Source organism: Pseudomonas sp. SL4(2022), from assembly GCF_026625725.1.
Lineage (GTDB): Bacteria > Pseudomonadota > Gammaproteobacteria > Pseudomonadales > Pseudomonadaceae > Aquipseudomonas.
Genome location: NZ_CP113060.1, coordinates 2,637,639 through 2,650,158 on the forward strand (window position 1 = coordinate 2,637,639; position 12,520 = coordinate 2,650,158).

Genomic DNA, 12,520 nt, shown 5'->3' on the forward strand with positions numbered 1-12,520 from the left:
GCATGCGCCGCATTCGCCGCATCCACTTTGTAGGGATCGGTGGTGCCGGCATGTGCGGTATCGCCGAAGTGCTGCTCAACCTCGGTTATGAAGTGTCCGGCTCCGATCTGAAAGCCTCGGCTGTGACCGAGCGCCTGGAAACCTTCGGCGCACAGATCTTTATCGGTCACCGCGCCGAGAACGCCGAGCAAGCCGACGTGCTGGTGGTCTCCAGCGCGGTGAATACCAGCAACCCGGAAGTCGCCACGGCGCTTGAGCGTCGTATTCCGGTGGTGCCGCGTGCCGAAATGCTCGCCGAGCTGATGCGTTACCGTCATGGCATCGCCGTGGCCGGTACCCATGGCAAGACCACCACCACCAGCCTGCTGGCCTCGGTGTTCGCTGCTGGTGGTCTGGACCCGACATTCGTGATTGGTGGCCGGCTGAATGCTGCCGGCACCAACGCCCAGCTGGGCAGCAGCCGTTACCTGATCGCCGAAGCCGATGAGAGTGACGCCAGCTTCCTGCACCTGCAGCCGATGGTCTCGGTGGTCACCAATATCGACATGGACCACATGAGTACCTATGGCGGTGACTTCAACAAGTTGAAGAAAACCTTCATCGAGTTCCTCCACAACCTGCCGTTTTACGGCCTGGCGGTGATGTGTGTGGATGACCCGATCGTGCGCGAGATTCTCCCGCAAGTGGCGCGTCCAACCGTGACCTATGGCTTTGATGAAGACGCTGATGTGCGTGCCATCAATGTCCGTCAGCAGGGCATGCAGACGTTTTTCACCGTGCTGCGCAATGGTCGCGAGCCGTTGGATGTGTCGGTGAACATGCCGGGCAACCACAACGTGCTGAATGCCCTGGCCACCATCGCCATCGCCAGCGACGAAGGCATCAGCGATGACGCCATCGTCCAGGGCTTATCGCAGTTCCAGGGCGTCGGTCGGCGCTTCCAGGTCTACGGCGAGCTGCCGGTGGACGGCGGCAGCGTGATGCTGGTCGATGATTACGGCCATCACCCACGCGAAGTCGCGGCGGTGATCAAGGCTGTGCGTGGTGGGTGGCCGGAGCGCCGCTTGGTGATGGTTTACCAGCCGCACCGCTTTAGCCGTACCCGCGACCTGTATGACGATTTCGTGCAGGTCCTCGGTGATGCCCAGGTGCTGTTGCTGATGGAAGTCTACCCGGCCGGTGAAGCGCCGATTCCGGGCGCTGACAGCCGCAATCTGTGCCACAGCATCCGTCAGCGTGGCCAGCTCGACCCGATCTATATCGAGCGCGGTGTGGACCTCGCGCCCATCGTCAAGCCGCTGCTGCGCGCGGGCGACATTCTTCTCTGCCAAGGTGCCGGCGATATCGGCGGCCTGGCTCCGCAACTGTTGCAAAGTCCGCTGTTCGCAGCGACCGAAGGTAAGTTGAAATGAGTGCTGCCAGTCTGCAATCACAATTTCCGGTCAGCGCCTTTGGGCGTGTGGCCGTGCTGTTCGGTGGCAAAAGTGCCGAGCGTGAAGTCTCGCTGAAGTCCGGCAATGCCGTGCTGCAAGCGCTGCTGGCTGCAGGTGTGGATGCATTCGGCATCGACGCAGGCGATGACCTGCTGCAGCGCCTGACTGCCGAGAAAATCGACCGCGCCTTTATCGTGCTGCACGGCCGTGGTGGTGAGGACGGTTCGATGCAGGGGCTGCTCGAATGTGCCGGTATTCCGTACACCGGCAGTGGCATCCTGGCCTCGGCCCTGGCCATGGACAAACTGCGCACCAAGCGCGTTTGGCTGAGCCTCGGTCTGCCGACGCCGGCCCACGCGGCGCTGGCCAGCGAAGCCGACTGCCATGCGGCGGCGGCTGAGCTGGGTTTCCCGCTGTTCGTCAAACCGGCCCATGAGGGCTCGAGCATTGGCATGGCCAAGGTCAACGATATCGATGCCCTGATTACTGCCTGGAAAGAAGCCGGCCGCTACGACTCGCAGGTGCTGGTCGAGCAGATGATCGCCGGTCCGGAATTCACCATCGCCATGCTGCGCGGTCAGGTGCTGCCGCCGATTGCCCTGGGCACGCCGCACAGCTTCTACGACTACGACGCCAAGTACCTGGCCAATGACACGCAGTACCGCATCCCGTGCGGCCTCTCGGCGGAGAAGGAGGCTGAGCTGAAAGACCTCACCGCGCGCGCCTGTGAAGCGGTCGGCACCCAGGGTTGGGCCCGCGCCGACGTGATGCAGGACGCTGACGGCAAGTTCTGGCTGCTTGAAGTCAACACCGTGCCAGGCATGACTGACCACAGCCTGGTGCCGATGGCGGCTCGTGCTGCCGGTCTGGATTTTCAACAACTGGTGTTGGCGATTCTGGCCGACAGCCTTGAGGCGCGAGGTTAAGTCATGACGGCCACCTTGCGTCACCAGCCAGGTTCGAACCGCGCCCCCGTGCGCGGTAAGCCTGCGCAGCGCGGCGCCAGCCGTTTGGTGGCCAAGGAGCCGATCAGCCTGCGGATGAACCTGCCGAAGGCACGCTTCACGGGCATGGGCGGTTGGCTGAAGCGTCTGACTTGGCCGCTGTTGCTGCTCGGTCTGGGCTATGGCACCTACGAGTTGTCATTGCGCGCGCTGCCCTATGCCGATCAGCCGATTGCGCGAATCAGCGTCGAGGGCGACCTCAGCTACGTCAATCAGCAGGCCGTGCAGCAGCGGATTGCGCCCTATGCCAGTGCCAGCTTCTTCAAGGTGGACCTGCTCAGCCTGCGTCGCGAACTGGAACTGATGCCGTGGATTGCCAGCGCCCAGGTGCGTCGCGTATGGCCGGATCAGTTGGTGGTGCGTTTGGAAGAGCAGCTGCCGATTGCCCGCTGGGGCGATGAGGCACTGCTGAACAATCAGGGTGAAGCGTTTGCCCCGCAGGAAGTCAGCAATTATCAGCACCTGCCGCAGCTGTACGGTCCGCGCCGTGCCCAGCAGCAGGTGATGCAGCAATACCAGGTGCTCAGCCAGATGCTGCGGCCCATGGGATTTTCCGTGGCGCGGCTGGAGTTGCGTGAGCGCGGCAGCTGGTTTCTCTCCACCGGGCAGGGCATCGAGCTGCTGCTGGGGCGTGACCATCTGGTGGAAAAAATGCGCCGCTTCTCGGCCATCTACAACAAGGCCTTGAAAGAGCAACAAACGAATATCGCGCGTATCGATCTGCGCTATGCCAACGGCCTGGCCGTGGCGTGGCGTGAGCCGGTAGCGCCCGCAGCGGCACCCACCGCTGTCGTGCAGTGAATCAGGAGAAGACAAGAGCCATGGCAAACGTGCAGAGCGGCAAGATGATCGTCGGCCTCGACATTGGCACCTCCAAGGTAGTGGCGTTGGTAGGTGAGGTGAATGCAGACGGCCAACTGGAAATCGTCGGCATCGGCACCCATCCGTCGCGCGGCCTGAAAAAGGGCGTGGTGGTGAATATCGAATCTACCGTGCAGTCGATCCAGCGCGCCGTGGAGGAAGCCCAGCTGATGGCCGGTTGCCGTATCCACTCGGCCTTCGTCGGCGTGGCTGGCAACCATATACGCAGTCTCAATAGCCATGGCATCGTCGCCATCCGTGATCGTGAAGTCAGCCCGGCGGATCTAGAACGCGTACTCGACGCCGCTCAGGCCGTGGCCATTCCTGCCGATCAGCGCGTGCTGCACACCTTGCCGCAGGACTACGTGATCGATAACCAGGAAGGCGTGCGTGAGCCGCTGGGCATGTCTGGTGTGCGCCTGGAAGCCAAGGTGCACGTAGTTACCTGTGCCGTAAATGCCGCGCAGAACATCGAGAAGTGCGTGCGCCGTTGCGGTCTGGAAGTCGACGACATCATTCTTGAGCAGCTGGCCTCCGCTTATGCAGTGCTGACCGACGACGAGAAAGAGCTGGGCGTGTGCCTGGTGGACATCGGTGGTGGAACCACTGACATCTGTATCTTCACCGAAGGTGCGATTCGTCACACTGCGGTGATCCCGATTGCCGGTGACCAGGTGACCAACGACATCGCCATGGCCCTGCGTACGCCGACCCAGTACGCTGAAGAAATCAAGATTCGCTATGCCTGCGCGCTGGCCAAACTGGCCGGAGCCGGTGAAACCATCAAGGTGCCAAGCGTCGGTGATCGCCCGCCGCGTGACCTGTCGCGTCAGTCCCTGGCCGAAGTGGTCGAGCCGCGCTACGACGAGCTGTTCACCCTGATTCAGGCGGAACTGCGCCGCAGCGGCTACGAGGACCTGATCCCCGCCGGGATCGTCCTCACCGGTGGTACCGCGAAGATGGAAGGCGCCGTCGAGCTGGCCGAAGAGATTTTTCATATGCCGGTGCGTCTGGGCGTGCCCCAGGGTGTCAAAGGATTGGCCGATGTGGTGCGTAACCCCATCTATTCCACAGGCGTAGGCCTGCTGCTGTACGGGCTGCAAAAGCAGGCCGACGGTATTTCCATGTCTGCGCTTGGCAGTTACAGCGATGAACCCAAACAACCTGTGCTGGAACGGCTGAAACGCTGGGTCCAGGGCAACTTCTGATTTTGCAGTAGGCGTTACAACTAGAAAGTAAAAAGGAGAGGGAAAATGTTCGAACTCGTAGACAGCGCTCCACAAAGTGCAGTTATCAAGGTGATCGGCGTGGGCGGTGGCGGCGGCAACGCAGTCAACCACATGGCGAAGAACAACATCGAAGGTGTGGAGTTCATCTGCGCCAATACCGATGCTCAAGCCCTGAAAAACATCGGCGCGCGCACCGTGCTGCAACTGGGCACTGCGGTGACCAAAGGTCTCGGCGCTGGCGCCAATCCGGAAGTCGGCCGCCAAGCAGCCATGGAAGACCGCGAGCGCATCGCTGAAGTGCTGCAAGGCACCGATATGGTCTTTATCACCACCGGTATGGGCGGCGGCACTGGCACCGGTGCTGCGCCCGTCATCGCTCAGGTGGCCAAGGAAATGGGCATCCTCACCGTTGCGGTGGTGACCCGTCCGTTCCCGTTCGAAGGCAAGAAGCGCATGCTGATTGCTGAAGAAGGTATTCGCGCGCTGTCGGAAAGCGTCGATTCGCTGATCACCATCCCCAACGAAAAATTGCTGACCATCCTCGGCAAAGACGCCAGCCTGCTGTCGGCTTTCGCCAAGGCTGACGATGTGCTGGCCGGTGCCGTACGCGGTATCTCCGACATCATCAAGCGTCCGGGCATGATCAACGTCGACTTCGCCGACGTGAAAACCGTGATGAGCGAAATGGGCATGGCGATGATGGGCACTGGCTGCGCCAGCGGTCCGAACCGTGCACGTGAAGCCACCGAAGCGGCAATCCGCAACCCGTTGCTGGAAGACGTCAACCTGCAAGGCGCACGCGGCATCCTGGTGAACATCACCGCCGGTCCTGACCTGTCCCTGGGTGAGTACTCCGACGTGGGTAACATCATCGAGCAGTTCGCCTCCGAGCACGCCACCGTCAAGGTTGGCACTGTGATCGATCCGGATATGCGCGATGAGCTGCACGTGACTGTAGTTGCCACGGGTCTGGGCGCGCGTATCGAGAAACCGGTCAAGGTTATCGACAATACTGTGCAAGTTTCTGCCAGCACTGGCGGTAACGCTGCAGCCCCGGCGCGTGCTGAGCAAAGCGTCAATTACAAGGACTACGAGCGTCCGACCGTTCAGCGTCAAAGCCACGGCGGTGCGGCTACTGCGGCCAAGCTGAACCCGCAGGATGACCTGGATTATCTGGACATCCCGGCGTTTCTGCGTCGTCAGGCTGATTGATGAAATGTATCAGGAGTATTGGGGTGATTGGTGTTCAGCAAAGGCCGGTTCTGCTATCATCGCCGGCCATTGTTGAAAACTATTCGCAACTAGTGCTATAGCGGCCAAAGCCATGATCAGACAACGCACCCTGAAGAACATTATCCGCGCCACTGGCGTCGGCCTGCATTCCGGGGAAAAGGTATACCTGACCCTGAAGCCGGCACCCGTGGACACCGGTATCGTGTTCCGTCGTACCGACCTGGATCCTGTCGTGGAAATTCCCGCGCGTGCAGGCAATGTCGGTGAAACCACCATGTCGACCACGTTGGTCAATGGTGATGTCAAGGTGGATACGGTAGAGCACCTGCTTTCGGCCATGGCTGGCCTGGGCATCGATAACGCCTACGTCGAGCTCTCCGCATCCGAAGTGCCGATCATGGATGGCAGTGCGGGTCCCTTTGTATTCCTGATTCAATCGGCGGGTCTGCAGGAGCAGGAAGCCCACAAGAAGTTCATCCGCATCCTTCGCGAAGTGACCGTGGAAGAGGGCGACAAGCGCGCCACTTTCGTGCCTTTCGAAGGTTTCAAGGTGACCTTCGAGATCGATTTCGATCACCCGGTTTTCCGCAATCGCACCCAGTCGGCCAGCGTTGATTTCTCCAGCACCTCGTTTGTGAAGGAAGTCAGTCGCGCCCGTACCTTCGGTTTTATGCGTGATATCGAGTTCCTGCGTTCACAGAACCTGGCGCTCGGCGGCAGCGTAGATAACGCCATCGTGGTAGACGAATTCCGCGTGTTGAATGAAGACGGCCTGCGGTATGAGGACGAGTTCGTCAAACACAAGATTCTCGACGCGATCGGTGATCTCTACTTGCTCGGTAACAGCCTGATTGGCGAGTTCAAGGGCTTCAAATCGGGGCATGCGCTGAACAATCGCTTGCTGCGGACCTTGATCGAGCAGACCGATTCTTGGGAAGTCGTCACCTTTGACGACCCCAATACGGCGCCAATCTCTTACATGCGCCCGGTTGCGGCCGTGTAACGCAACACCCTCCTTTTTTACTTTCAAAGGCCACCCTCGGGTGGCCTTTTTTTATACCTGAGTATTGGCTTGTCTGAGCGTCTACTGATCGCTTTTGCGGTGGTTGGCGAGGCGCTCAAGGGCGGCGCGTAGCTTGGGGTCGCTGATGCTGTCGGCGGTCGCTTGGATGTTTTCTGCGGCGCTGTCGGAGAGGTTGATTGTGCGACCCGCTGCACGCCTTTCGGCAGTCGGAGGTTGCACCTTGAACAGAATCTTCGTTAAGGTCGCGAACTCTTCAAGTGCCTGCAGTTGTTTCAATAAGCGTTTTTGTTGATAGCGCAGGCGGGTGGCCCAGTGGCCATCAGTGATGATCAGCAGCAGGCAACCCTCGCGCCATGACGCTACATGGCAGTGTTCGCGAGCAGCCGGCTGCAGCTGGCTTTCCACTAGGTGCTGCAAGCGATCAATGCGTTGCGCTTGATTGAACAGCGCCTTCAGGGGTTTCGCTTCGCGCAGTAACGCGGCGGGAGCTTTGGCCGGCAAAGGACGAAAAGTCATGGCAGGACGCCTGAAAAAGTGAAGCCGCCATGGTAGCAGAATCGCTGTTGCTGACTGACGCTTCACCACTAGGGGAAGGCCGTGCACATTATCTTACTCAGTCGGCACCACGGTGCCGCGCGATCGCTTAGCCTGGACTTGCGCTGGCTGCTACTGGCGTTCGTCGTGTCGCTCGCTGCGGCCTTGGGCGGTGGGGTTGCCGTGGGGGCCTGGTGGGCACCGGCGACTGTAGCGGTGCATGACGATACGCAGCTCAATCAGGTGCTGGATCAGCAGCGTGCCGAGGTCGGTGAGGTGCGACGCGATGCCCAGCGCCAACTGGACGCCTTCGCTGTACACGTGGCTGAGTTGCAGGCTCGCCTGACTCGTCTGGATGCCTTGGGCGCGCGGCTCACCGAACTGGCGGATCTGGACGCCAGCGAATTCGATTTCTCGCTCAGCGTGGGGCAGGGCGGTGCCGAGGATGTGCTGGGCGAAGCGGCCTATGCGCCGCCGCCATTTATGGACGAGCTGGATCAGCTCAGCCTGCGCCTGGACAGCCGCGAGCAACTGCTGGAAGTGCTTGAGCAGCTGATTGGCGAGCGCCAGTTGAATGAGGCCGAGTACCTGTCCGGCATGCCGGTGCGTCAGGGGTATATGTCCTCACCGTTCGGCCGTCGTGTACATCCGCTGACCGGGCGCAATACCCAGCACAAAGGCGTCGATTTTGCCGCCAAGCCCGGCAGTGATGTGGTGGCTGTGGCCGCTGGGGTGGTGAGCTTTTCCGGTAATCGCTCCGGTTATGGGCATACCGTGGAAATCAGTCATGCCGATGGTTACACCACGCTGTATGCGCACAATCAGAGCAATCTGGTGCAGATTGGTGACCTGGTGCAGCGCGGCCAAACCATTGCCCGGGTGGGGCGCAGTGGCCGAGCCAGTGGTTATCACGTGCATTTTGAGGTGAGCAAGGATGGTCGTCTGGTCAATCCGGCCAGCTATATCGCTCGCGTGAGCGACGACGAATAACGTAGCTTTCCTCATTCGCGTTTCCGGGTAGAATGCCCGCTTCGCACGCAGCCATGAACGGCTGCATGGGTGGCTGTTCAGTCACCCTCAATCCATACGCCTGGAAGATCCTGTCGATATGTTTGCGCCTTTGTTGAAAAAACTCTTTGGAAGCAAGAACGAGCGTGAAGTCAAACGCATGCTCAAGGCGGTGCAGGCCGTCAATGCCTTCGAGGAGCAGATGCTTGCTTTGTCCGATGAGCAATTGCGTGCCAAGACGGCGGAATTCAAAGCCCGTCTGGCCAAAGGCGAAACCCTTGATCAACTGCTGGCCGAAGCCTTCGCCGTAGCCCGTGAAGCAGGCAAGCGGGTGATGGGCATGCGTCACTTCGACGTGCAGCTGATCGGCGGCATGACCTTGCACGAAGGCAAGATCGCCGAGATGCGTACCGGTGAGGGTAAGACCCTGGTGGCGACCCTGGCGGTGTACCTCAATGCACTGTCCGGAAAAGGCGTGCATGTGGTCACGGTCAACGACTACCTGGCCCGCCGCGACGCCAACTGGATGCGTCCACTGTATGAGTTTCTGGGCCTGAGCGTCGGCATTGTCACGCCGTTCATGCCGCCGGAAGAGAAGCGCACCGCCTACGCGGCCGATATCACCTACGGCACCAACAACGAATTCGGTTTCGATTACTTGCGCGACAATATGGCCTTCAGCCTGGAAGAAAAATTCCAGCGCGAGCTGAATTTTGCCGTAATCGACGAAGTTGACTCCATTCTCATCGACGAAGCGCGTACCCCGCTGATCATCTCCGGGCAGGCCGAAGACAGCTCGCGCCTCTATACCGAGATCAACAAACTGATCCCGCGCCTCAAGCTGCACATTGAGGAAGAAGAGGGCGTGGTGACTCAGGAAGGTCACTACAAGGTTGACGAGAAATCCCGTCAGGTTGAGTTGAACGAAGCCGGTCACCAGTACGTTGAAGAAATGCTCACCGAAGTCGGCTTGCTGGCCGAAGGCGAGAGCCTCTACTCGGCGCACAACCTGGGCCTGCTGACCCATGTGTACTCGGGCTTGCGTGCGCACAAGTTGTTCCACCGCAACGTCGAATACATCGTGCAGAACAATCAAGTGCTGCTGATTGACGAGCATACCGGCCGTACCATGCCGGGTCGTCGTCTGTCCGAGGGTTTGCACCAGGCCATCGAAGCCAAAGAAGGCCTGCCGATCCAGGCCGAGAGCCAGACTCTGGCCTCGACCACCTTCCAGAACTATTTCCGCCTCTACACCAAACTGTCCGGCATGACCGGTACAGCGGATACCGAAGCGTTCGAGTTCCATCAGATTTACGGTCTGGCGGTGATCGTCATCCCGACCAACCGTGCTCTGGCGCGCAAGGACTTTAACGACCTGGTGTACCTGACAGCGGACGAGAAGTACGCCGCCATCGTCACCGATATCAAGGAAAGCATGGCCCAGGGCCGTCCGGTGCTGGTCGGTACGGCTACTATCGAAACCTCCGAGCACATGTCCAAATTGCTCAATCAGGAAGGTATCGAGCACAAGGTGCTCAACGCCAAGTTCCATGAGAAGGAAGCCGAGATCATTGCCCAGGCCGGTCGCCCGGGTGCGCTGACCATCGCCACCAACATGGCCGGTCGTGGTACTGACATCCTGCTGGGCGGTAACTGGGAGGTCGAAGTGGCCAACCTGGAAAACGCCACGTCTGAGCAGATCGCGCAGATCAAAGCCGACTGGCAGAAGCGTCATCAGCAGGTGATTGAGGCCGGTGGTCTGCACGTGATTGCCTCCGAACGCCACGAGTCGCGCCGTATCGACAACCAGTTGCGTGGTCGTGCTGGCCGTCAGGGTGACCCGGGTTCCAGCCGCTTCTACCTGTCGCTGGAAGACAACCTGATGCGCATCTTCGCCTCGGATCGGGTGAAGAACTTCATGAAGGCCCTGGGCATGCAGTCCGGTGAAGCCATCGAACACCGCATGGTCAGCAACGCCATCGAAAAGGCCCAGCGTAAGGTTGAAGGCCGCAACTTCGACATGCGTAAGCAGTTGTTGGAATTCGATGACGTGGCCAACGAGCAGCGCAAGGTGATTTACCACATGCGCAACACGCTGCTGGCGGCCGATAACATTGGCGAAACCATCGCCGATTTCCGTCAGGAAGTACTGGACAGCACCATTAATCAGCACATTGCGCCGCAATCGCTGCCTGAGCAGTGGGATATCGCTGGCCTGGAAGATGCCCTCTACAGCGGCTTCAACCTGCGTCTGCCGGTTCAGCAGTGGCTCGACGAAGACGACAAACTGTACGAGGAAACCCTGCGCGCACGCATCCTCGACGAATTGGTCAAGGCTTACAACGAGAAGGAAAACGAGGCCAGCGCCGAAGCCCTGCGCACCTTCGAGAAGCAGATTCTGCTGCGCGTGCTGGACGACCTGTGGAAAGACCACCTGTCGACCATGGATCACCTGCGTCACGGTATCCACCTGCGTGGCTATGCGCAGAAGAACCCCAAGCAGGAGTACAAGCGCGAGTCCTTCACCCTGTTCCAGGAGCTGCTGGAGTCGATCAAACGCGACACCATCCGCGTGCTGTCGCATGTGCAGGTGCGTCGCGAAGACCCGGCCGAAGAAGAAGCCCGTCTGCGTCGCGAAGCCGAAGCGCTGGCTGAGCGTATGCAGTTCCAGCACGCCGAAGCTTCGGCCCTGCTGCCGGAAGCCAGCGAGGAAGAGGGTGATCTGGCGGTGGCTACCGCCCCCGTACGTACCGAGCCGAAGATCGGCCGTAACGAGCCGTGCCCTTGTGGTTCCGGCAAGAAGTACAAGCACTGCCACGGTCAGGTCAACTAGGCCTGCCGTGTATCGAGGGTTGGGCCGACAGTGACGTTGGCGATGCATGACCCCGCTTGATTAACGCCGCGAACGGTCTGACCGCTCGCGGCGTTTTACCATCGCAATCAGACGTATCACCACCTTAAGGAGCGTTCGCTATGGCTGTTGGTCTTGGCCCGTTGTCTACCCTGCACCCGGTTCCAGGTTTCGAATTGGGCATCGCTTCGGCGGGCATCAAGCGTCCGGGGCGCAAGGATGTGGTGGTGATGCGCTGTGCCGAAGGCTCCACCGTAGCCGGGGTGTTCACCCTCAATGCATTCTGCGCCGCACCCGTGATTCTGGCCAAGAAGCGCGTCCAGGGCAGTGTGCGTTACCTGTTGACCAACACCGGTAATGCCAACGCAGGCACTGGCGAACCGGGCCTGCAGAATGCCACGCGCACCTGTGCGGCCCTGGCCAAACTGACCGGCGTGGATGACAGCGCGGTACTGCCGTTCTCCACCGGGGTGATCGGCGAGCCGCTGCCCGTTGAGAAGATCGAAGGTGCCCTGCAAGCTGCGCTTGATGATTTGGACGAAAACCACTGGGCTGAAGCTGCCACCGGCATCATGACCACCGACACGCTGCCCAAGGGCGCCAGCCGCCAGTTCCAGCACGATGGTGTGACGGTTACTGTGACCGGCATCAGCAAGGGTGCTGGGATGATTCGCCCGAACATGGCGACCATGTTGGGTTACATCGCCACTGACGCCAAGGTGGTGCGTAGCGTGCTGCAGGATCTGGTGCGCGACGCGGCGAACAAATCCTTCAACCGCATCACCATCGATGGCGATACCTCGACCAACGATTGCTGCATGTTGATTGCCACCGGTCAGGCCAAGCTGCCGGAAATCAGCGAAGCCAACGGCGAGCTGTTCGCCAAGCTCAAGCAGGCGGTGTTCGACGTGTTCATGGAAGTGGCGCAGGCCATCGTGCGTGACGGCGAGGGCGCAACCAAGTTCGTTACCGTACAGGTCAACGGCGGTGGCACGCATCAGGAATGCCTGGATGTGGCCTATGCCGTGGCCCATTCGCCGCTGATCAAAACGGCGTTGTTTGCTTCCGACCCGAACTGGGGGCGCATTCTCGCCGCTGTTGGTTACGCCGGTGTAGCGCAACTGGATGTGAGCAAGATCGACGTGTTCCTGGGTGATGTGTGCATCGCCAGCCGTGGCTGCCGCGCGGCGACCTACACCGAAGAGCAGGGCGCTGCGGTCATGGCTCGGGAAGAAATCAGCATCCGCATCGAACTGGGTCGCGGCGCGTGCAGTGAGACTATCTGGACCACCGACCTGTCCCACGAGTACGTGAAGATCAACGCCGAATACCGCACCTGATCT

Annotated in this window: 10 protein-coding genes; 9 read left to right on the plus strand and 1 reads right to left on the minus strand. The window is 60.3% G+C overall.

Annotation, left to right across the window (positions count from 1 at the left end; all coding sequences use genetic code 11):
* Positions 1–2 precede the first annotated feature (2 nt).
* The 6 genes from murC to lpxC all read left to right on the plus strand — a co-directional run bounded on the left by murC (position 3) and on the right by lpxC (position 6,763).
* Entirely contained in the window at positions 3–1,412 is a 1,410-nt protein-coding gene (gene murC, locus OU997_RS12455) for a UDP-N-acetylmuramate--L-alanine ligase (RefSeq protein WP_267809899.1), read from the plus strand.
* Positions 1,409–2,359, plus strand: coding sequence for a D-alanine--D-alanine ligase (locus OU997_RS12460; RefSeq protein WP_267806849.1), 951 nt, complete (start codon positions 1,409–1,411; stop codon positions 2,357–2,359). The genes murC and OU997_RS12460 overlap by 4 nt, the downstream gene beginning before the upstream one ends.
* Positions 2,360–2,362: 3 nt before the next feature.
* Entirely contained in the window at positions 2,363–3,238 is an 876-nt protein-coding gene (locus OU997_RS12465; RefSeq protein ID WP_108488771.1) for a cell division protein FtsQ/DivIB, read from the plus strand.
* Positions 3,239–3,258: 20 nt separating this feature from the next.
* The gene (gene ftsA, locus OU997_RS12470; protein WP_090251236.1) at positions 3,259–4,506 is read left to right on the plus strand and encodes a cell division protein FtsA; all 1,248 of its coding nucleotides are present in this window, start codon (positions 3,259–3,261) and stop codon (positions 4,504–4,506) included.
* Between the two features lie 45 nt (positions 4,507–4,551).
* Entirely contained in the window at positions 4,552–5,739 is a 1,188-nt protein-coding gene (gene ftsZ, locus OU997_RS12475) for a cell division protein FtsZ (RefSeq protein ID WP_267806852.1), read from the plus strand.
* Positions 5,740–5,851: 112 nt separating this feature from the next.
* Positions 5,852–6,763, plus strand: coding sequence for a UDP-3-O-acyl-N-acetylglucosamine deacetylase (gene lpxC / locus OU997_RS12480; RefSeq protein WP_108488769.1), 912 nt, complete (start codon positions 5,852–5,854; stop codon positions 6,761–6,763).
* 81 nt (positions 6,764–6,844) lie between these two features.
* On the opposite strand, the gene OU997_RS12485 is transcribed toward lpxC, so the two are convergent.
* Positions 6,845–7,300, minus strand: a complete 456-nt coding sequence (locus OU997_RS12485; protein ID WP_108488768.1) for a DUF721 domain-containing protein — start codon at positions 7,298–7,300, stop codon at positions 6,845–6,847.
* A gap of 81 nt (positions 7,301–7,381) precedes the next feature.
* On the opposite strand from OU997_RS12485, the gene OU997_RS12490 reads away from it, so the two are divergent.
* The 3 genes from OU997_RS12490 (at position 7,382) to argJ (ending at position 12,517) form a co-directional block, all read left to right on the plus strand.
* Positions 7,382–8,308, plus strand: a complete 927-nt coding sequence (locus OU997_RS12490) for a M23 family metallopeptidase (RefSeq protein ID WP_108538028.1) — start codon at positions 7,382–7,384, stop codon at positions 8,306–8,308.
* A gap of 118 nt (positions 8,309–8,426) precedes the next feature.
* Positions 8,427–11,159 carry a preprotein translocase subunit SecA gene (secA, locus tag OU997_RS12495; protein ID WP_267806854.1) on the plus strand — a complete coding sequence of 911 codons (2,733 nt, stop codon included), beginning with the start codon at positions 8,427–8,429 and terminating at the stop codon, positions 11,157–11,159.
* Between the two features lie 140 nt (positions 11,160–11,299).
* Positions 11,300–12,517 carry a bifunctional glutamate N-acetyltransferase/amino-acid acetyltransferase ArgJ gene (gene argJ, locus OU997_RS12500; RefSeq protein WP_108486213.1) on the plus strand — a complete coding sequence of 406 codons (1,218 nt, stop codon included), beginning with the start codon at positions 11,300–11,302 and terminating at the stop codon, positions 12,515–12,517.
* The last annotated feature ends 3 nt before the right edge of the window (positions 12,518–12,520 follow it).